Origin of the sequence: Paracoccus sp. (in: a-proteobacteria), from assembly GCF_047605025.1 — a bacterium.
Classification (GTDB): domain Bacteria; phylum Pseudomonadota; class Alphaproteobacteria; order Rhodobacterales; family Rhodobacteraceae; genus Paracoccus.
In genome coordinates this window covers 71,274-91,241 of record NZ_JASGGO010000001.1, presented here as the reverse complement: position 1 = coordinate 91,241, position 19,968 = coordinate 71,274, and the positions used below count along the sequence as shown (strand labels likewise).

Sequence of the window (19,968 nt, the reverse complement as noted above, 5' to 3'; positions counted from 1 at the left end):
CCAAAGTGCAATGCGGCCCGGCTGAGGCCCGTTTTTGCCCCGCCCCGCGCGGAGCGGGGGAAGTGTCGTCAATTCGTCAGGCGCACGCCGCTTTCGGCATCGAAAAGATGCACCGCCGCCGGGTCGATCGCGACATGGACGACCTCTCCGGGCTGGGCCGCGACACGCTCGCGGAAGACGCAGGTGACGGGCTGACCGGCGATCTTTCCGACCACATAGGTTTCGGCCCCGGTCGGCTCGGTCACCTCGATGGTCAGGGGAATGTCGCCGCCCAAGGTGATCGCCTCGGGGCGGGCGCCATAGACCAGCTTGCGGCCCTGCGGCGCGCCGAGCACCGGCAAGGGCTGGTCGCCCGCCAGGAAACGGCCGTCCCGCGTCTCGCCCTTGATCATGTTCATCGCCGGGCTGCCGATGAAGCCCGCCACGAACAGGTTCGCCGGCCGGTCGTAAAGCTCCAGCGGAGAGCCGATCTGCTCGACCCGGCCATCATGCATGACCACGATCTTGTCGGCCATGGTCATGGCCTCGATCTGGTCATGGGTAACGTATACGGTCGTCGTCTTCAGCCGGTGATGCAGATTCTTGATCTCGGTCCGCATCGAGACGCGGAGCTTGGCGTCCAGGTTCGAAAGCGGCTCGTCGAACAGGAATACCTGCGGATCGCGCACGATGGCGCGGCCCATGGCGACACGCTGGCGCTGGCCGCCCGAAAGCTGGCGCGGATAGCGGTCCAGCAGATGCGCCAGGCCCAGGATCTGGGCGGCGGGCTTGACCCGCTCCTCGATCTCGGCGCGCTTCACGCCGGCAAGCTTCAGAGAGAAGCCCATATTCTCGGCCACGGTCAGATGCGGGTAAAGCGCATAGTTCTGAAACACCATGGCGATGTCGCGATCCTTGGGCGGCAGGTCGTTCACGACCTTTTCGCCGATCAGGATCTGGCCCGAGGTGATATGCTCAAGCCCCGCCAACATGCGCAGAAGCGTGGATTTGCCGCAGCCCGAGGGGCCGACCAGAACGACGAACTCGCCCTCCTGGATATCGACCGAGACGCCATGCATCACCTCGACCGCGCCATATGACTTCCTGATATCCCGGATCGTCACCGAGGCCATGCGATCCCTCCTCCCAAAGGTATCCATTGTCGGCTAGGCTGGCAGGAAGCCCGCAAGCAATCAAGCCTTTTCTCGGTTCTGCGCAAAAATGCCGCGAGTCACACGCAAGAATCAATGTATACATCAGGGCGGGATCTGGGCCGGCGGGATCAGCGCGCCGGGGTGACGGATCACCCTGGAAGCGATGGCGTGACCGGCGGCGACCGCCTGGGACTGATCGCGGCCCTGCAACCGGGCGGCAAGGTATCCGCCGTTGAAGCTGTCGCCCGCCCCGGTCGTATCGACCGGCGTGATCCGCGCGGAGGGCGGGAATTCAAGCGCCTGCCCGTCTTGCAGGCCAAGCATCATGCCGCCGCCGTTCTTGACCAGCACCTCGGACACGCCCGCCTCGCCATAGCGCCGCGCGGTGGCCGAGGGATCGGCATCGCCGAAATGCGCCTCTTCCTCGTCGAAGCTGGGCAGGGCGATATCGGCCACGGCGGCGCCCCGCATGATCCAGTCGCGCATCTCGGCCGTGTCGGGCCAAAGCCGCAGCCGCATGTTGCTGTCGAAGGCCACCCGCGCCTTGCTGGCCGCAAGCGCCGCCAGCAGCGCCCGCCGCCGGTCCGGTGTCAGAATCGCCAGCGTGATCCCCGAGAAATAGATCAGATCCGCCCCCAGGAAACAGCGCGCCAGATGCTCTTCGTCATCGGCCAGGGTGCGCGCGGCGGAATTGTCGCGCCAATAGGTAAAGCTGCGTTCGCCATCGGCAAGGTCGATCATGTAAAGCCCCGGCGCGCGGTCGGGATGCCGACGGATGCAGCCGGTGCCGATCCCCGCCTGTGCCATGAACCCCTCCATCTTGTCCGAGATCGCGTCGCGCCCAAGCGCGGTCAGGTAATCGACCTGCGCATCCCGCGGCAGAAGCGCGCGCAGATACCAGGCGGTGTTGAACGTGTCCCCGGCGAAAGCCTGGCGCCACATGCCCGGCCCCGCGCCCGACAGCTCGACCATGCATTCCCCAACCGATACCACGCGCATCCCGCCCCTCCCCTTGATCGTCCCGCAGGTTAGCGGCGGCGTCGGGAATGAAAAGGGCCGCCGGATGATCGGCGGCCCCCTTTCGCGCTGCGGCATGGTCTTAGGCGTTCAGATCCCAGCCGCTGATCTGCTTGCTGTCCATGAACTCCTCAAGGCCCCAGACACCACCCTCGCGCGCGCGGCCGGACGCCTTGACGCCGCCGAAAGCCGAACCCTTGCCCCGCGATTGGCCGTTGGTCTCGACCATGCCCGCGACCAGGCGGCGGGCCAGCCGGTTGCGGCGCGCGCCGTCCTGGGTCTGGACGTAATTCGTCAGCCCGTAGATGGTATCGTTGGCGATGGCGAGGGCTTCCTCTTCGCTGTCGAAGGGAATGATCGACAGGACAGGACCAAAGATTTCCTGCCGGGCGATGGTCATGTCGTTCGTCACATCGGCAAAGACGGTGGGGCGGACGTAATAGCCGCGATTGGCGCCCTCGGGCAGGCCGGGACCGCCGGCGACCAGGCGCGCGCCCTCGTCGATGCCGGCCTGGATCAGGCCCTGGATCTTGTCCCATTGCTGCTTGCTGACCACCGGGCCGATATGCCTGCCGGCCTGGTGGGCGGTGGCGACGGGCGTGTCCTCGGCGATCTGGCGGGCCTGCTCGACGGCGGTTTCGTAAAAGGACCGCTCGACCAGCATCCGGGTCGGCGCGTTGCAGGACTGGCCGCTGTTATAGAAGCAATGCCGCGCGCCGCGCGCCACGGCCTTTTCATCGGCATCGGCAAAGACCAGGTTCGCACCCTTGCCGCCCAGTTCCAGCGCCACCTTCTTCAGGCTGTCCGCCGCCGCCTTGGTGATCGCGATCCCGGCGCGGGTCGAGCCGGTGAAGCTGATCATCTCGACATCCGGGTGAACCGAAAGCTGCGTACCGACGCCCGGCCCGTCCCCGTTCACCATGTTGTAGACGCCTTTCGGCAGCCCGGCCTCGTCCACGATCTCGGTCCATACGACCGAGGACAGGGGCGCGATCTCGCTGGGCTTCAGCACGACCGTATTGCCGGTCAGAATCGCCGGGATCACCTTCAGCGTGACCTGGTTCATCGGCCAGTTCCAGGGCGTGATCAGCCCCACGACGCCGATCGGCTCCCATGCCACCATGCTGGTGGGGGCATGCGGCCCCAGGGGACGGATGAATTCGAAATCCCTGAACGCGTCGATGAAGGTCTGGATGTGGCTCGTGCCGACGCCCACCTGATCCTCAAGCGACATGTCCCGAGGCGCGCCCATCTCGGTCGTGATCGCATCGGCCATGTCCTGCGCGCGGCGCTTGTAGATTTCCAGGATCTTTTCCACATAGGCCAGCCGCTGGGCCGGGGGCGTGGCCGACCAGCCCGGAAAGGCGGCCTTGGCGGCGGCCACGGCCTTGTCCGTATCGGCCTGCCCCCCCAGCGAGATCACCGCCACCGCCTCTTCGTTCGAGGGGTCGATCACCTCAAGGTCGTTCGGAGACTCGGGGGCGACCCAAGCGCCGCCGATATAGAATTTCCGCTTGTCAGCCAGTCCGCCCATGCGCGGCCCTCCTTGGTTTTTCCGGCATAACCTGTCACCCGGCCGGGGATGGTGCAAGCCCGCTGCGAAAATCACTATCACGACTCATCAAGTCGTGTTGAAACTTGAACCACTTTGCCTATGTTGTGCAGCGAGCCACTGGAAAGGATCATGCCCATGTCCCTGCGCATCAATGACGTTGCCCCCGATTTCACCGCCACCTCGACCGAGGGCCAGATCGCCTTTCACGACTGGATCGGCGACAGCTATGCGATCCTCTTTTCGCATCCGCGCGACTTCACCCCGGTCTGCACGACCGAATTCGGCGCCGTGGCGCAACTGATCCCCGAATTCGAAAAGCGCGGCACCAAGGTTCTGGGCGTATCGGTCGATTCGGTCGAGGATCACGGCAAATGGAAGGCCGATATCGAGAAGGTGGCAGGCGCACCCGCGAATTTCGCCATCATCGACGACAGCGACCTGACCGTGGCCAAAGCCTATGACATGCTGCCCGCCGATCACTACCTGCCGACCGAGGGCCGCACGCCCGCGCATTCCGCCACCGTCCGCACCGTCTTTCTGATCGGGCCGGACAAGAAGGTGCGGCTGACGATGACCTATCCGATGTCCGTGGGCCGCAACTTCGCCGAAATCCTGCGCGCGCTGGATGCGGTGCAGCAGACCGACGGCGTGCCGCTGGCCACGCCCGCGAACTGGGTGCCGGGCCAGGACGTGATCGTGGCCCTGGCCCTGGACGACGCGGCGGCCGAGGCGAGATATGGCCAATTGGACAAGAAGCTGCCCTATCTGCGCTTCGCCAAGGCACCGGCGTAATCCGCGAATGATAGGCGGGTTCCCACCCGCCTATTCACGCCATGCTTGCATGGCATTCCCCATCGACAGCCCTTTCCGATAGCTCGGCAGGGCAGTATCCCGCGAAACGTCGATGCAGTTCGCGATTGGCATGTTCTTGAAACGCCCTGGAACCTTCATCCAGGCTTTGAAGGCATAGAAATTTCGCATCGCTGGCAAGCGCGCGATCAAAGTCGAGCCAGGCAGAGGGCTGGCGCGCATCGACATATCCGAGAACATGATCCTGCCGATGCTGCGGCCCATTCCCGGCCTGCATCTCTAGAAGGTAGGCAAGAGAGATCGGCAGAAACTGATCCTGATTTCGAAACCTGTAGCTGATTTGCCGACGCAGAATGTCAATGCGGCTGCCATAGAATGAACGCTGAATGGAAACCCGAAGCGGGTGTGGCTGATGCCTGGGAACAAGGCTGTAACGATACTCTCCTACCAGACGCGATGATATATCGCTGGCCATCTGCATGCTGGAGCGATTGCGTGGTTTTCTTCCCGTCAGTCGTCGAAGCAACTTCCTTAGGCGGACCTTCATCAAACGGTCATGCTGCACCATGCGGTCGGCATAGAACACGATATGTTCGTGATCGAAAAAATCGCTTTCCTCAAGCGCGGCAAGCAACATCATATCATCATTGAAATAGATGAACCGCTCGGACAGTCCGGGAATACGCCATAAAATCGCTTCGATCGAGCGAGAGTTAAATGTCGGCAGCAGATCCTCATAGCCGGAAAAAATTTCCTGATGGTCGACAACCCGGATACGACCCGGTTCACACAGCCCATCAAGAATGAAATTCCCCAAGAGGCGCGGCGTTTGCCGATCTGTAATCAGCCAGATATTCTGAATGAAGGGAGCATATTTCAGGATAGAGGCAATGCAGAAATAGATCTCGCCGGATTCCACGAAGCGGGTATTTTCAACCGCCTCGGCGTAAGAGGCAGAGGCATCCTGCGCGAACAAGGCGCGCTTGGCCGCGTGAGCCGGATCTGTCCCGTCCACCCAGGCGATTACCGCATCAATACCGGACATGATCTACATTTCACCAAACTGATGAAAAAATAAGGCCCGCCCAAAATGGGCGGGCCTATTTTCATTACGCTTCCGAAGAGGCGCTTTCCTCTTTCCTTTCGGGGGCGATTTCCTCGCCGGTCTCCTGATCGACCATCTTCATGCCCAGGCGAACCTTGCCGCGGTCGTCGAAGCCAAGAAGCTTGACCTTGACCTCCTGGCCCTCTTTCAGGATCTCGTTCGGGTGGTTCAGGCGCTTGCTGGCGATCTGGGACACATGGACCAGGCCGTCGCGCTTGCCGAAGAAGTTCACGAAGGCGCCGAAATCGACCAGCTTCACGACCTTGCCGATATAGACCTTGCCTTCTTCCGGCTCGGCCACGATCGAATAGATCATGTCATAGGCTTTCTTGATCGAATCGGCATTGGCCGAGGCGATCTTGATCACGCCGTCGTCGTTGATGTCGACCTTGGCGCCGGACACCTCGACGATCTCGCGGATGACCTTGCCGCCCGAGCCGATCACTTCGCGGATCTTGTCGGTCGGAATGGTCATCGTCTCGATGCGCGGGGCATGGGCGCTGAATTCGCGACGACCCTCGGTCAGGGCATGGGACATCTCGGCCAGGATGTGCATCCGGCCGTCCTTGGCTTGCGCCAGGGCCTGCTCCATGATCGCCGGGGTGATGCCCGCGACCTTGATGTCCATCTGAAGGCTGGTGATGCCGTTCTCGGTGCCGGCGACCTTGAAGTCCATGTCGCCCAGGTGATCCTCGTCACCCAGGATGTCGGTCAGCACGGCCCATTTCTCGCCTTCCAGGATCAGGCCCATGGCGACGCCGGCGACCGGCGCCTTCAGCGGCACGCCCGCATCCATCATCGACAGCGAGCCGCCGCAGACCGAAGCCATCGAGCTGGAGCCGTTCGATTCCGTGATCTCGGACACGACGCGGATGGTATAGGGGAAATCGGTCGCGGCCGGCAGCACGGCTTGCAGCGCGCGCCAGGCCAGCTTGCCGTGGCCGATCTCGCGCCGGCCGGGCGAACCCACGCGACCCACCTCGCCCACCGAATAGGGCGGGAAGTTGTAATGCAGCAGGAAGTTGCTGCGGCTGTTGCCGTGCAGCGCGTCGATGATCTGTTCGTCGTCGCCGGTGCCCAGCGTGGTCACGACCAGCGCCTGCGTCTCGCCCCGGGTGAACAGGGCCGAACCGTGGGTGCGCGGCAGGATGCCAACTTCGCTGTCGATGGCGCGGACGGTGCGGTTGTCGCGACCGTCGATGCGGGCGCCGCCATTGATGATGTCGCCGCGCAGAATGCCCGATTCCAGCTTCTTCAGCGCCGAACCCAGGTTCGCGTCCGCCAGGTCTTCCTCGGAAAGACCGGCCTTGATCGCGGCCTTGGCGGCCTCGATGGCGTCGTGACGCTCACCCTTGTCGCGCAGCGCATAGGCGGCGCGCATCGCCTCCTCGCCCAGAGCCTTCACGCGGCCGAACAGGGCCGAGTAATCGGGGGACTGGAAGTCGAAAGGCTCTTTCGCGGCGGCCTCGGCCAGCGAGATGATCAGGTCGATCACCGGCTGCATCGCCTCATGGCCGAATTTCACGGCGCCCAGCATTTCCTCTTCGGTCAGCTCATAGGCTTCCGATTCGACCATCATCACGGCATCTTTCGTGCCGGCGACGACCAGATCCAGGCGCTGCTCGGGGTTCGAGCGCAGATGGTCCATGTCCTGAACCTCGGGGTTCAGAACGTATTCGCCATTGGCAAAGCCGACGCGCGCGGCGCCGATCGGCCCCATGAAGGGCACGCCCGAGAGGGTCAGCGCGGCCGAGGCGGCGATCATCGCCACGATGTCGGGATCGTTGACCAGATCATGGCTCAGCACGGTGCACATGACCAGGACTTCGTGCTTGAAGCCGGGGGCGAACAGCGGGCGGCAGGGACGGTCGATCAGACGCGCGGTCAGCGTCTCTTTCTCGGTCGGGCGCGCCTCGCGCTTGAAAAAGCCGCCCGGAATCTTGCCGGCGGCATAATATTTCTCTTGATAATGCACCGTCAGCGGGAAGAAGTCCTGCCCCGGCTTCGGCTCCTTGGCGAAAGTGACGTTGGCCATGACGCTGGTTTCGCCAAGGGTGGCGATGACCGAACCGTCGGCCTGACGGGCAACCTTGCCCGTTTCCAGCGTGAGCGTTTCCTGGCCCCACTGGATGGATTTCTTCACTTCATCAAACATCTGATTTCCTCTGGGTGCGTGCCAGCCCTCCGGCCGCCCCTTGTTCTGTTGCGGCCCCATTGCCGCACGCTCCTATCCTTCGCATGTGCCCCGGAGCCTGGGCGTCACGTCGCAGATGCGCGGGGAATACAACAAAACAGGGACCATGAAAAGTGGTTTGGCAAGCGGGGACCATTCGCCCTCGCCCCCCGAATGGGCGGCCTGTCCAGGGCAACGCGACAAGGACGGCTTTGGTGACGACCGTGAAAATCGCACGGGCCTGCAATGAGGACATGGGCACGAATGAGGATTGAGTATCAGGTATACCATCGGTATTCTGACCACTATCCCACAGTTCCGAACAGGAGCGCAGATGCGCACGATCGACATCAACTGCGATATGGGCGAGAGTTTCGGTGCCTATGTGATCGGCGACGATGCCGCCATGCTGGATCTGGTCAGCACCGCCAATATCGCCTGCGGCTTTCATGCCGGTGATCCGGCGGTGATGCGCCGCACGCTTCGCCTCGCGCGGGAAAAGGGCGTGTCGGTCGGCGCGCATCCCTCCTTCGCCGATCTCTATGGCTTTGGCCGGCGGCGCATCCTGGGCGAGGATCCAAAGGATCTGGAAGCGCAGCTGATCTATCAGATCGTCGCACTGCGCGGCATGGCCGAGGTCGAGGGCCATCCGATGACCCATGTGAAAACCCATGGCGCGCTTGGCAACATGGCGGCGGTGGATCCCGATCTGGCCGCGCTTTGCGTCCAAGCGGTGAAGGCGGTCGATCCGTCGCTGGTCTATGTCTCGCTGCCCTATTCCGAAACCTATGCGGCGGCGGAAAAGGCGGGACTTCGCGTCGCCTGCGAGATCTATGCCGACCGCAGCTATACCGACCGGGGTGAGCTTACCCCACGCGGCCAGCCCGGCGCGGTGATCCACGATCCGGCGCAAAGCGTCGATCAGGTGCTCTCGATGGTGGTTGACGGCCGTATCCCGACCAGCGGCGGCAAACGCCTGCCGGTCGATGCAGCCACGCTTTGCGTTCACGGGGATACGCCTGGGGCGGTAATCATGGCGCGGACCCTCCGCGATGCCCTGGCGCGAAACAGCATCGGCATCGCACCCTTCGCCAGGCCCGGCGCGGCGTGATCCCCATGGTGGCGCGGATCGGTCTTCGGCCATGGCTTCCCCATGGGCGACGCGATCCATAAGATCGCCTGCATGCCGGATGGCAGGCTGGCGGACTACGCCCCCATGCCGCAAGGCTTCATGTGCGGGAATTTCGGATGCGCATTCCACTGACAAACGACGAACCGCTTGCGGCGCATCGCGAACTCGTTACCCGCAACGGATTGAGGAAGGCAGGATCTACTTGCAGCATTCCGCAGTGCCACGGACCGCAAGTCCACCTTTTCGCGCCGTGGACGCAGGCCGCCCGCGCGGCCTTTACACCGAAACCCGCCATGCGGCACCGATCTGACGTAAGAAAGAGGTCTAAGCCAATGTCCCGGATCACCATTCTTCAGCCCGGCATGATGATGACCGTGCAGGACGCGGGGCGACATGGCCTCTTGCGCTTTGGCGTGTCGCGCTCGGGGGCGATGGATCCCGACGCCATGGTGGTGGCCAATGCGCTGGTCGGGAATCCCGCCGGGGCCGCCGTATTGGAGTTCGCCCAGTTCGGCGGCAGCCTTACCCTTGACGAGGACCGCGTGATCGCCGCCTGCGGTGATCTTTTTGCCCTGCGCATCAACAAGACGCCCGTGCGCCCCTGGGAAAGCCATTTGCTGCGCAAGGGCGACGAGCTTTCCCTTGGCCCGATGCGTGAAACGGTCTGGGGTTATCTCGCCATTTCGGGCGGGATTGCGGCGGACCCCGTTCTGGGCGCGCGGGCGACCCATCTGCGCAGCAGGCTCGGCGGGCATGAAGGGCGGGTGCTGGTCAAGGAAGACCGCCTTCCCTTGGGAGAACCGCTTTCCGGTGCCCGCGCCGGTCACCGCCTGTCCCGGCCATGGCGCGGGCGTGCGGGGGCGATACATGTGGTGATGGGCCCACAGGACGATTACTTCGCGCCCGAAACAATCGCCTGCTTCCTGTCCGCCCCCTACCGCATCGGGACAAAGCGCGACCGGATGGCGCTTGTTCTTGAAGGGCCGGAACTTCCCGCGCGGAAAGGACATGACATCGTGTCGGACGGCACGCTTGCCGGTTCCATCCAGGTGCCCGGCGCCGGCCTTCCCATCGTGCTGATGGCGGATCGCCAGACCACCGGCGGATACCCCAAGATCGCCACGATCGCGAGCGTGGACCTTGCCCGGCTTGGCCAGATGCCGTCCGGGCGCGCGTTCCGGTTCCGCAAGATCGGCGCGGATCACGCCGAAGAACTGCTGATCGCCCGCCAAAAGGCGCTCGCCCTTGCGCTTGAAGATCTTGACCCTGCTAAAGTCGGCGCGCCGGTCGGCGCTTCGCCCCGACCCTTCAGCGCAGGATAAAGATACCCGATGAACCAGGCCCTTTCCACGCGCGCCTATTTCCAGATCATCCAGATGATCCTGTCGCAGGACCTTCCCCCCGGCGCGGCGCTGCAAGAGGCGCGGCTGGCCGAGATCCTCGACATGTCACGCACGCCCGTGCGCGAGGCGATGAAGCGGATCGAGGCCGAGGGCCTTGCCCGCCGCGAGGGCAGACTATTGCGGGTGCGCCGTCTCGACCGGGCCGAGGTGGACGAGATCTTCTCTCTGCGCCTCTCTCTGGAAGGGTTCGCGGCACGGCAGGCCCCGGCCATCGCGCCCGAAATGCTGGCCCGGATCAGGGCACGGGTTCAGACGCTGATCGCCGAAGGACCTGGAGGAAGCGAGGACGAGCGGGGCGTGGACGACGATTTCCACGGCATGATCGCGCGCGCGGTCGAAAACCGCGTGCTGGCCCGCACCATAGCGGAACTGCGGCTGCGCACATGCATGTTCGACATCCGCCAGGTGCCCGACCGTTTCCTTCTTGGCTGTCAGGAACATCTTACCATCCTCGACGCGCTGGAAGCGCGCGACGGAGTTCAGGCCGAACGGCTGATGATCGCGCATCTCTCTCATGCCCGCGATGCGATCATCCGGCGGCTGAGCGATCTTGAACGGGAAGGCGACATGTCATGAAGGATCCGGTCGTGAAATGCCTGATCGTCCAGCCCGTTCACGAGGATGGCCTTGCCATGCTGCGCAACGCGGGGGTCGATCCGGTGATCTGCCCGGATTCCTCTCAGGGCACCGTGTCGTCGATGATCGTCGATTGCAATGCCGTCATCACGCGCGATCACGGGCTGTCTGCTGCCTCGATCCGGGCGGGAAAGGCGCTGAAGGTCGTTGTGGTCCATGGCGCCGGACATGACGCCGTAGACAAGAAGGCCGCGACCGAGCAGGGCGTTCTGGTCTGCAACACGCCGGGCGCGAATGCGCGGTCGGTGGCTGAACTGGCGCTTGGCCTTGCCCTTGCCGCAGCCCGCAAACTGCCGGTGGCCGACCGCGCGGTGCGGACCGGCAAGACCGGATTTCGCGAAGGCAACTCCACGGTCGAGCTATGGGGGAAGACCGCGCTGATCGTCGGCTTCGGCAACATTGGCCGAAAGCTTGCGCAGTGCCTGCGATCCGCCTTCGACATGCGGGTGCTGGTCCATTCGCCCCACGCGGTCGATCTTGGCGACTACGAGCGGGCGGACAGCCTGACCCAGGGCCTTGCGGCGGCGGATCTGATTTCCTTGCACACGCCGCTGCGCCCGGAAACCCGCGCGATGATCGGGACCGAGGCGCTGGCCCACTGCCGACGGGGCGCAATCCTTGTCAATACCGCCCGCGCGGGGCTGGTCGACGAGGCGGCGCTGGCAACGGCCCTGACATGCGGACAGCTCTCGGCGGCCGCACTTGATGTCTACAGCCCCGAGGCACCGTTCGGCCCGCTTGGCCGCCTCGATCAGGTGATCTTCACCCCGCATCTGGGCGGGGCCACCGAAGAGGCCCTGTCACGCGTCGCCAAAGGCGCGGCGGCCAATGTGCTGGAAGCATTGGCGGGCACCCGCCCGGCCACCGCCGTGAACAACCCACAGGGATGGAGCCGGTGACACAGGCAATCGCAGGCCGGGCAATCGTGGATGTGACGATCACGGATATTGTGAAAACCATCCTGGACAAGGTGAACGCGATTTCGGTCCCCGATCCGGGCCGCGACCGCCAGGCTTTCGCCCAAGCGCGATGGGAAACGGTCATGGCCTTCATCCGCAACAGGCGCGGCAGCAAAAAGGTTCCGGCATGAGCGACGAAACCCTTGCCGAGCAATCCTATCGGTCTCTGAAACAGCGTATTCTGCGCGGCGAATTCGCGGCGGAGGACACGCTTACCGAAAGACGCCTCGCCGAACAGTCCGGCATCTCACGCACACCGTTGCGCGGCGCCATCTCGCAATTGGAAAAGGAAGGCGTGCTCGTCCGGTTGCAGAACGGAACCCTTATGGTGCGCGAGGTCACGCTTGAGCAGTTGATGGAAATCGCCGAGGTGCGCCGCATTCTGGAAGGAACGGCGGCCGCGCGCGCGGCCGAGGCTGCGGCGCAAGAGGGGCTGCCCCCCGCGCTTGCGGTGTGCCGGCAAGTGATGCGGGCCTATGTCGATGGCGCCGACACCGCATTCGACGATTTCTGGCAGGATGACGAGGCATTTCATCTTGCCGTGGCACGGGCGGCGGGGTTCGCCCTGCTTCCCGACATGATCGCCGAAATGCGCCAGACCGCTCGGCGCTGCACCATCAGCCGCACCCATGACCGCTATGCCGAACAGGCATCGGAACATGTTGCGGTCATCGATGCGATCGAGGCGGGCGATCCCGCCGCCGCCCAAGCGGCGATGGAGCGCCATTTCGACAGCGTCCGCATGCGCTTCATGCAATGGCTGGTCCGCCGCTGATCGCGGCGGTTCTGGGGGTCGGCTTGCCCGCGCCCGCAAGGCCATTCCGGCAGCAGGTGGATCTGGCACGACATTCCAGGGGGGGGCCGAGAAGATCGTCTATCCCACCCAGTCCGGGCTTTACTGCCCCCTGTGGGATTTCCACATCGCCCCTCCGCCCGGTCGCACGCGCGCCGACGACCCGGTGCGCATTGGCGCTGTCACGGTCAGTTTCTATCCGGCGGGGCATGCTCTGGGTTCGGCCCAGATCCTGATCGTGCTGGGTAGTCGGTTTGAAAAACTTCGATATGATTCCCGTATTTCAAGCGTTTAGACAAATATATTTCAGTTCTAGATAATCGTCGATGCCGTGATGAGATCCTTCTCGTCCCAAGCCGGACTGCTTGACACCACCAAAGGGGGCGACCTCGGTCGAGATAAGCCCGGTGTTAACGCCGACGATTCCGTATTCCAATGCCTCCTGCACGCGGGTGACGCGGCCGATGTCGCGGGCAAAGAAATACGCCGCCAATCCGAAGATTGTATCGTTGGCATAGGCGACGGCCTGCTCTTCAGTGTAGAAGCGGAACAGAGGGGCCAAGGGACCAAAGGTTTCCTCGCGTGCGACGGCCATTTCCTGCGTCACGCCACTTAATATTGTGGGCTGAAAGAAATTACCCCCCCTCGTGTGCCGCTGACCGCCGACCATGACCTGCGCGCCTTGGGCCAATGCATCGGCAATATGCTCTTCGACCTTCTCTACCGCCGCCAGATTGATAAGCGGACCGAAAGTCGTTCCGGGCTCCAGGCCATCACCCACCTGCGCGTTGCGCAATGCGGCGGCAAGCTTTCCTGCGAAAGCGTCATAGACGCCCGCCTGAACATAAATGCGGTTGGAGCAGACGCAGGTCTGGCCGTTATTACGGAATTTCGATGCCATGGCACCTGCGACGGCCGCATCCAGATCGGCATCGTCGAAGACAATGAAGGGCGCGTTGCCGCCCAGCTCCATCGAGCATTTCATCACCTGATCCGCCGCTTGCCGCAGCAGAATGCGCCCAACCTCGGTCGATCCAGTGAAAGTCAGTTTGCGCACGGCCGGGTTTTCGCAGAACTCTCTGCCAATATCGGAGGCCCGGCGAGAGGTGACAACCGAGAACAGCCCGGCGGGAATGCCGGCGCGCTCGGCCAACACCGCCATGGCCAGCGCCGATAACGGGGTATCCGATGCCGGGCGCGCGACGACAGCGCATCCCGCAGCAAGGGCAGGAGCCACCTTGCGCGCGATCATGGCATTGGGAAAGTTCCAAGGTGTGATCGCAGCGACGACCCCAACCGGCTGGCGGATCACGCTAATCCGCTTGTCGCGCTGATGGCCGGGAATGGTCTCGCCATAGATGCGCTTGGCTTCTTCGGCAAACCATTCGATATAGGCCGCGCCATAGGAAATCTCACCTTTGGCCTCGGCCAGCGGTTTGCCCATCTCCGCAGTAAGGATCGTGGCCAGATCGTCCTGGGCCGCCATCATCAGATCGAACCAGCGGCGCAGGGCGGTAGCGCGTTCCTTGCCGGTGTGGGCGGCCCAGTCCTTTTGCGCCACCTCGGCAGCAGCGATAGCGCGCGCCGTTTCCGGCCGCCCCAGATCTGCCACCTCGGCAAGCACATCCCCTCGCGCGGGGTTGATAACGGGAAACACGCTTCCCGTGTCGGCCGAAATCCATTTTCCGCCGACGAACGCGCGGGTTTCCAACAGGAAAGGATCTTTGAGAAGGCTGCGCAGATCTGTCGAGCTTTTTGTCATTTCCATTCCGTGCTTTCGGTGGAACCTGGAAGATCCATGTTGAATCGACAAGCATATGCTAAGTTTCGATTCGTCTTAGTCCTGAACTTCGCAATCTCGTCATTCGATGCTTGGGTTCACCACGGATTTAACCCAACAAATCCCAGAACGATAGGGGTCGCGTCATTCCCGATGCGTCTTGAAATCACAGTGGTTGACACAAGATTGAAGGATCAGTCCTCAGGCGCGATCTTAAGCACAAGGCCGTCAAGCGAATCGTTCAGAATCACCTGGCATGACAGGCGTGAAGTCTCGGTGCGATGGTTGGAAGAGCAAAGAAGATCATTTTCGTCCGCGCTCATTTCTGGAAGCCTGGAAGCCCAGCTCTCGTCAATATGAACATGGCATGTGGCGCAGCTGCGGCAGCCACCACATAGCGCCAGAAGATCATCAACGCCGCCGTCGCGCAGCGTCTCCATGATCGAGATCCCATTCTTCCCGACAATCTCGCGTTCCGACCCATCCCGAAGCGTCACGTGCAAAGTCGTCATATTACCACTCCCGTTTCGTGCGAGGAATGCCAAGGTTTCGGCCTGATCCTCGATCTGCGTATTTAGGTGATCTCCGGAAATACATATCAGTGCTTTTCCAGGCGATCAGGTATGAATTCCCGTGCCGGCGGCTCGGAAGGACTGTCGGTAGCCATCTTGTGAAAGGCACGGGGTGCAGCAGGGTCTCTGTTTGCTTACTGCCAGCCTTGCGTAAAGTTGAAGCGGCTACCGACATTGGTATGGACGGCTGGCGTCACTTAGCCGGCGGATCCCATTCAAGCTCAAGATGTTCCACACCGAACACACTTCCTCCATGTGTTTTGAACGGCGCTCCGGGCTTGACGCGGAATTCCGGCATTCTCGCAAGCCATTCCTTGATCGCGATGATCAGTTCGCGGCGGGCCAGATGTGAGCCCATGCAGAAATGATGGCCGAAATTGAAAGCAAAGTGGCGGATCCCCTTGCGATCCAGGTCCAGTTCCATCGGATTGTCGAACTCATTCTCGTCAAGGCTGCCCAGGGCGCTGTTCACGGTGATCCAGTCACCGGCTTTCATCTGAACCCCGGCGATTTCGACATCGAAGTTACACTGACGATGTGCGGTCACCACCGAGAAGCGCCGCAGGAACTCTTCGACCTTGCGGTCGATCATCTGGGGGTTTTCGCGCAGGATCTGCTGATGCTTCTGATTTTCTCCAAGATATTTGAAGATGAAGCCCAAAGTAGAAGCCACCGTATCGAGGCCGCCGATGAAAAGAAGGTAAAGGACGCCGAGAACCTCGATTTCAGTCAGGGGGCGCCCCTCAACGGAGCCCGAAACCACTGCCGTCACAAGATCATTTTCCGGCTTCTTGCGGCGTTCCTCCGCGAGGTTCAGAAGATAGATCTTGATCGCCTCGCCCGCTTTGCGGCGCTGTTCCAATGTGCGGCCATGGAACAGATCATATTCCCAGCCCAGGAACGTATCCATCAGTTCCGCAGGCAGGCCCATCAACTGCATGAAAATGCTGACAGGGAAAGGCTTGCCGAATGACGAGATGAATTCGCATTCGCCCTTGTCGCGAAAGCCTTCAATCAGTTCCACGCAACGGGCGGTCACACCGGCGGACATCTTTTCGATCACTGGAGGAGAGACCAGCGGATTCAGCAGCTTGCGAAAATCCGTATGCAGCGGCGGATCCACCTCCAGCGGAATAAGCGGCCAGTCCTCGCCAAGCAGCTTGGAATATTGCGTCTCGTCCTTGTTGGTGAAAAGGTCGGGGCGGCTTAGGACGAAGCGGATTTCCTCGGCACGGGTCAACACCCAAGAGCCGCCGAAACGGTGGTTGGCCGGATTCCAGAAAACTCGGGGACCGTTGTGCAGATTCTTGATTGTCGCAAACGGACAGGAGGTGATCCCCGGCGCATCTATGAAGCTGAAGGGCTGCACCAGATCTGCCGGCACATGAGATGGAATGAAGCTTTGGACACCTAGTGCCGCTTGTGTCGATGTCTGCGCTTTCTGCGTCGATACCTGCATTTCTTCCTCCCTGCTGACGCTACGAAGCGTGGGCTGAGTTGCCACGCTGATCTTTACCCAAAGCCGAGTCCGGAACCGAACGGGATCCGGCGCAACTGGGGCTGTCCGGTGCTTGCGGGAACCGCGATCCTCCCCGCGGTCCAGACGCCCTCACCTTCTTGTTCCTATCCTTTCATCGGACGCAGAGTCGGCACGGGTCCGCTTCAAGCACCCTTACTTCTCAAGGTTTTCCAGATAGCGAATACGAAGCCAGAGCCAAGCAATCGTTCGCAACCGAGAATGGCTATTCTTATTATGATGTCCTGTGCCTGTCAATACTTTGCCAAGAGATGAGATCTTTGCCTTATCGGCCCAGGATCAGATCCGCTGCCTTTTCGGCGATGGCGACAGTGGGGGCATTGGTATTGCCGGACACCAGGATCGGCATGATGGACGTATCGACGACCCGCAGCCGCCCCAGGCCCCGCACCCGCAGCCGGTCATCCACCACCGCCAGATCGTCCTGGCCCATCTTGCAGGTTCCCGCCGGGTGAAAGGCCGTGCTGGCGCGGGCGCGGATATAGTCCTCGAACTGGGCATCGCTCTGGCAGTCCGGGCCTGGCAGCACCTCGCCCGTGAACCATTCGCGCGCCGCGTTGCCGGCGAAGATGGCGCGCCCTTTGCGCATACCGGCGGTCAGGGTCGCGATATCCTCGGGGTGGTCCAGATAGTTCGGCTGAATCGCCGGCTTCGATTGCGGATCGGCGTCGCGGATATGCGACCAGCCCCGGCTTTGCGGCTGCATCAGGATGGTCACCAGCGTCACGCCCGGAAAATCGTGCATCGCCGCCCCCGCGCTTTCGGCGCTGGAAATGAAGTAGTGATACTGGATGTCCGGTCGCCCGACCTGCGGGCTGGTCTTGATGAAACCGCCGACCGAGCCTGCGCCCATGCTCATCACGCCGCGCCCCGTCAGCAACCATTGCAGCCCGAACAGCGCCTTTCGCAATGGGCTGCGGTCGTAATCGTTGATGCTGATGGGCCTGGAGGCCCGCACGGCCATCCGCACCGCCGGGTGGTCCTGAAGGTTCTCGCCGACGCCGGGCAGATGGTGCAGCACCGGCACACCGGCCTGACCCAGAATATCGGCGCGACCGATGCCCGAAAGCTCCAGCAGGCGCGGCGACTGAACGGCGCCGCCCGAAAGAATCACCTCGCGATTCGCGCGCGCGCTGCGCCGTTCGCCGTTCTGAAGATATTCGACGCCCCGCGCCTCGCCGCCCTCGACGATGATCCGATGCGCCAGGGCGTGCGTTTCCACCCGTAGGTTGGGCCGGTTCCGCACGGGCGTCAGATAGGCGGCGGCGGTGGAATGACGCCAGCGGCCGCGCATCGTGTGCTGATAGATGCCGATGCCCTCATTGTCGCGGCGGTTGAAATCCGTCAGCCGCCGGTGGCCCGCAGCCACAGCCGCATCGACGAAGGCGTCATGCAGCTTGTGGTCCATCGGCAGGTCGGACACATGCAGCGGGCCATCCCCGCCGTGATATTCATCCGGGCCGTTCGCCTGATGCTCGGCCTTGCGGAAATAAGGCAGCAGGTCATCGTAGCCCCAGCCGGTATTTCCCAGATCCCGCCAGCCGTCATAGTCCTGCGGTTGGCCTCGGGTATAGATCATGCCATTGACGGAACTGCCGCCGCCCAGCACCCGGCCCGTCAGCCAGTTCACCTGTCGTCCGTTCAGCGCCGGCACCGGCTCGGTCGGGTAATGCCAGATCAGGTCGGGGTTGGCGAGGCTTTTGAAAAAGCCCACCGGAATGTGGATCCACAGGTTCTTGTCCGGCCCCCCGGCCTCCAGCAGCAGCACCCTGGTGCCGGGGTCCGTGCTGAGACGGTTGGCCAGAACGCAGCCGGCGGAACCACCGCCAACGATGATGAAATCGTAGGTTTCGGGGCGATCCACCATGCTCGGTCTCCTTGAATTGGGGGTCAGGCCGGCAGCGCCACGGTCTTGATCTCGGTGAACTCCTCCAGCCCCTCATGGCCGAATTCGCGCCCGAGGCCGCTTTGCTTGTAGCCCCCGAAGGGCGAGGCCACGTCGAACCAGGGCGCACCGTTCACCGTCACGATGCCCGCGCGCAGCCGGCCGGTGACATGTTCGATCCGCGCCGGATCGGTGCCGAACACCGCCGAACTCAGCCCGAAGATCGAATCATTGGCGATGCGGATGGCGTCGTCGTCGCCGTCATGCGCGATGATCGACAGGACCGGGCCGAAGATTTCCTCCTTCGCGATGACCGCATCGGGCGGCACGTCGGCGAAGATGGTCGGCTGCACGAAATAGCCGCGTTCGAACTGCTCTGCCCTGCCGCCGCCGGCGATCAGCCGCGCCTCGCGCTTGCCGGCCTCCATATAGCCCAGCACCCGTTCGCGCTGCGCGGCATTGACCAGCGGCCCCATCGAAACGGTGGGATCCGTCGGGTCGCCATAGCGCACCGCCGCCACCGCATCAGCAGCGATCTGGGCGGCCTCGTCCATGCGCGCGCGCGGCACCAGAAGCCGCGTCAGCAGGGTGCAACCCTGGCCGGCGATGGTGCAGACGCCCCCGGCGATGCCCTTGACCGTGGCTTCGAAAGCCGGGGCGTCGTCCAGCAGGATCGCCGGGGACTTGCCGCCCAGTTCCAGGCCCACCCGCTTCACGGTGGCCGCCGCCGTGGCCATGATCCTGCGCCCGGTCTCGGTCGATCCGGTGAAGGTGATCTGGTCCACCGCCGGATGCGCCGTCAGCGCACCGGCCACGGCATTGTCCGCCGTGGTCAGAATGTTCAGGACACCCGGCGGAAAGCCCGCCTGAACCGCCGCCTCGGCGATCAGCGTCGCCGACCAGGGCGTCTGCGGCGCGGGCTTCAGCACCACCGTATTGCCCGTCACCAGTGCCTGACCGACCTTGCGCAGGTTCAACTCGAACGGCACGTTCCAGGGCGTGATGGCCACCACGACGCCCACCGCCTCGCGCCGCACCTGACGGCGGACATTGCGGCCGAAGATCGTCGCGGGCGGGATCTCGCGGCCGTGGATCTGGTCGGCCATGTCCAGATAGCGCAGCAGGTTGGGGATCGCCGGATCCACGCCCAGCATCTTGGCAAAGCCGACCGGCATGCCGGATTCCGCGATCAGGGCCGGGCGGATGTCCTCCAGCCGGTCCTGCAACAACTCGGCGAAGCGGGTGATGACCGCGCGGCGGAACGCCGCATCGCGCGACCAATCGGTGGCGTCGAACGCCCGGCGCGCGGCCAGCACGGCCCGTTCCGCATCGGCGGCCGAGGCATCCGGCGCCGTTCCCGCGATCTCTTCCGTCGCCGGATTTTCATTCTCGAAGACACGGCCGCCTTCCGCATGCAGAAGTTCGCCGTCGATCAGCAATCGGTGTTCCGTGGTCACTGTATCAAACCTGTTCGCGAT

Annotated in this window: 17 protein-coding genes; 7 read left to right on the top strand and 10 right to left on the bottom strand. The window is 63.1% G+C overall.

Features of this window, described 5'->3' with window-relative positions:
* Positions 1-68 precede the first annotated feature (68 nt).
* From QM682_RS00425 to QM682_RS00415, 3 genes are all read right to left on the bottom strand, one after another.
* Positions 69-1,112 carry an ABC transporter ATP-binding protein gene (locus QM682_RS00425; protein ID WP_415125961.1) on the bottom strand — a complete coding sequence of 348 codons (1,044 nt, stop codon included), beginning with the start codon at positions 1,110-1,112 and terminating at the stop codon, positions 69-71.
* A 123-nt stretch (positions 1,113-1,235) separates the two neighbouring features.
* Positions 1,236-2,132 (bottom strand): sugar kinase, encoded by an 897-nt coding sequence (locus tag QM682_RS00420; RefSeq protein WP_415125959.1) that lies wholly within the window; start codon positions 2,130-2,132, stop codon positions 1,236-1,238.
* A gap of 100 nt (positions 2,133-2,232) precedes the next feature.
* A complete protein-coding gene (locus QM682_RS00415) occupies positions 2,233-3,684 on the bottom strand; it encodes an aldehyde dehydrogenase family protein (RefSeq protein WP_415125957.1) in 1,452 nt (483 codons plus the stop codon).
* Positions 3,685-3,840: 156 nt separating this feature from the next.
* Here QM682_RS00415 and QM682_RS00410 point away from each other — a divergent pair, with 156 nt between their 5' ends.
* Entirely contained in the window at positions 3,841-4,497 is a 657-nt protein-coding gene (locus QM682_RS00410; protein ID WP_415125955.1) for a peroxiredoxin, read from the top strand.
* Between the two features lie 34 nt (positions 4,498-4,531).
* Here QM682_RS00410 and QM682_RS00405 read toward each other — a convergent pair whose 3' ends face one another.
* Both QM682_RS00405 and pnp read right to left on the bottom strand, forming a co-directional pair.
* Complete coding sequence (locus QM682_RS00405) at positions 4,532-5,560, bottom strand: Stealth CR1 domain-containing protein (RefSeq protein WP_415125953.1); 1,029 nt, start codon at positions 5,558-5,560, stop codon at positions 4,532-4,534.
* 64 nt (positions 5,561-5,624) lie between these two features.
* Positions 5,625-7,775: a polyribonucleotide nucleotidyltransferase gene (pnp, locus tag QM682_RS00400; protein ID WP_415125951.1), complete on the bottom strand. Its 2,151-nt coding sequence runs from the start codon at positions 7,773-7,775 to the stop codon at positions 5,625-5,627.
* A gap of 352 nt (positions 7,776-8,127) precedes the next feature.
* On the opposite strand from pnp, the gene QM682_RS00395 reads away from it, so the two are divergent.
* From QM682_RS00395 to QM682_RS00370, 6 genes are all read left to right on the top strand, one after another.
* Positions 8,128-8,904 (top strand): LamB/YcsF family protein, encoded by a 777-nt coding sequence (locus QM682_RS00395; RefSeq protein WP_415125949.1) that lies wholly within the window; start codon positions 8,128-8,130, stop codon positions 8,902-8,904.
* A 353-nt stretch (positions 8,905-9,257) separates the two neighbouring features.
* Entirely contained in the window at positions 9,258-10,247 is a 990-nt protein-coding gene (locus QM682_RS00390) for a biotin-dependent carboxyltransferase family protein (protein WP_415125947.1), read from the top strand.
* Between the two features lie 9 nt (positions 10,248-10,256).
* Positions 10,257-10,904, top strand: a complete 648-nt coding sequence (locus QM682_RS00385) for a GntR family transcriptional regulator (RefSeq protein WP_415125945.1) — start codon at positions 10,257-10,259, stop codon at positions 10,902-10,904.
* Positions 10,901-11,863 (top strand): NAD(P)-dependent oxidoreductase, encoded by a 963-nt coding sequence (locus QM682_RS00380; RefSeq protein WP_415125943.1) that lies wholly within the window; start codon positions 10,901-10,903, stop codon positions 11,861-11,863. The genes QM682_RS00385 and QM682_RS00380 overlap by 4 nt, the downstream gene beginning before the upstream one ends.
* Positions 11,860-12,054: a hypothetical protein gene (locus QM682_RS00375; protein ID WP_415125941.1), complete on the top strand. Its 195-nt coding sequence runs from the start codon at positions 11,860-11,862 to the stop codon at positions 12,052-12,054. Before QM682_RS00380 ends, QM682_RS00375 begins: the two co-directional genes overlap by 4 nt.
* Positions 12,051-12,698 carry a GntR family transcriptional regulator gene (locus QM682_RS00370; RefSeq protein ID WP_415125939.1) on the top strand — a complete coding sequence of 216 codons (648 nt, stop codon included), beginning with the start codon at positions 12,051-12,053 and terminating at the stop codon, positions 12,696-12,698. The genes QM682_RS00375 and QM682_RS00370 overlap by 4 nt, the downstream gene beginning before the upstream one ends.
* 301 nt (positions 12,699-12,999) lie before the next feature.
* On the opposite strand, the gene QM682_RS00365 is transcribed toward QM682_RS00370, so the two are convergent.
* From QM682_RS00365 to QM682_RS00345, 5 genes are all read right to left on the bottom strand, one after another.
* Positions 13,000-14,478 (bottom strand): NAD-dependent succinate-semialdehyde dehydrogenase, encoded by a 1,479-nt coding sequence (locus QM682_RS00365; protein ID WP_415125937.1) that lies wholly within the window; start codon positions 14,476-14,478, stop codon positions 13,000-13,002.
* Positions 14,479-14,690: 212 nt separating this feature from the next.
* Positions 14,691-15,008, bottom strand: a complete 318-nt coding sequence (locus QM682_RS00360; protein ID WP_415125935.1) for a 2Fe-2S iron-sulfur cluster-binding protein — start codon at positions 15,006-15,008, stop codon at positions 14,691-14,693.
* A gap of 253 nt (positions 15,009-15,261) precedes the next feature.
* Positions 15,262-16,527, bottom strand: coding sequence for a cytochrome P450 (locus QM682_RS00355; protein ID WP_415125933.1), 1,266 nt, complete (start codon positions 16,525-16,527; stop codon positions 15,262-15,264).
* Between the two features lie 343 nt (positions 16,528-16,870).
* A complete protein-coding gene (locus QM682_RS00350) occupies positions 16,871-18,472 on the bottom strand; it encodes a GMC family oxidoreductase (RefSeq protein WP_415125931.1) in 1,602 nt (533 codons plus the stop codon).
* 23 nt (positions 18,473-18,495) lie between these two features.
* A complete protein-coding gene (locus QM682_RS00345; RefSeq protein WP_415125929.1) occupies positions 18,496-19,947 on the bottom strand; it encodes an aldehyde dehydrogenase family protein in 1,452 nt (483 codons plus the stop codon).
* Positions 19,948-19,968: the final 21 nt, after the last annotated feature.

Excerpts from the sequence above, each read along its gene's own strand:
- QM682_RS00425 (WP_415125961.1), bottom strand. The coding sequence starts at position 1,112 with ATGGCCTCGGTGACGATCCGGGATATCAGGAAGTCATATGGCGCGGTC.
- QM682_RS00420 (WP_415125959.1), bottom strand. The coding sequence starts at position 2,132 with ATGCGCGTGGTATCGGTTGGGGAATGCATGGTCGAGCTGTCGGGCGCG.
- QM682_RS00415 (WP_415125957.1), bottom strand. The coding sequence starts at position 3,684 with ATGGGCGGACTGGCTGACAAGCGGAAATTCTATATCGGCGGCGCTTGG.
- QM682_RS00410 (WP_415125955.1), top strand. The coding sequence starts at position 3,841 with ATGTCCCTGCGCATCAATGACGTTGCCCCCGATTTCACCGCCACCTCG.
- QM682_RS00405 (WP_415125953.1), bottom strand. The coding sequence starts at position 5,560 with ATGTCCGGTATTGATGCGGTAATCGCCTGGGTGGACGGGACAGATCCG.
- pnp (WP_415125951.1), bottom strand. The coding sequence starts at position 7,775 with ATGTTTGATGAAGTGAAGAAATCCATCCAGTGGGGCCAGGAAACGCTC.
- QM682_RS00395 (WP_415125949.1), top strand. The coding sequence starts at position 8,128 with ATGCGCACGATCGACATCAACTGCGATATGGGCGAGAGTTTCGGTGCC.
- QM682_RS00390 (WP_415125947.1), top strand. The coding sequence starts at position 9,258 with ATGTCCCGGATCACCATTCTTCAGCCCGGCATGATGATGACCGTGCAG.
- QM682_RS00385 (WP_415125945.1), top strand. The coding sequence starts at position 10,257 with ATGAACCAGGCCCTTTCCACGCGCGCCTATTTCCAGATCATCCAGATG.
- QM682_RS00380 (WP_415125943.1), top strand. The coding sequence starts at position 10,901 with ATGAAGGATCCGGTCGTGAAATGCCTGATCGTCCAGCCCGTTCACGAG.
- QM682_RS00370 (WP_415125939.1), top strand. The coding sequence starts at position 12,051 with ATGAGCGACGAAACCCTTGCCGAGCAATCCTATCGGTCTCTGAAACAG.
- QM682_RS00365 (WP_415125937.1), bottom strand. The coding sequence starts at position 14,478 with ATGACAAAAAGCTCGACAGATCTGCGCAGCCTTCTCAAAGATCCTTTC.
- QM682_RS00360 (WP_415125935.1), bottom strand. The coding sequence starts at position 15,008 with ATGACGACTTTGCACGTGACGCTTCGGGATGGGTCGGAACGCGAGATT.
- QM682_RS00355 (WP_415125933.1), bottom strand. The coding sequence starts at position 16,527 with ATGCAGGTATCGACGCAGAAAGCGCAGACATCGACACAAGCGGCACTA.
- QM682_RS00350 (WP_415125931.1), bottom strand. The coding sequence starts at position 18,472 with ATGGTGGATCGCCCCGAAACCTACGATTTCATCATCGTTGGCGGTGGT.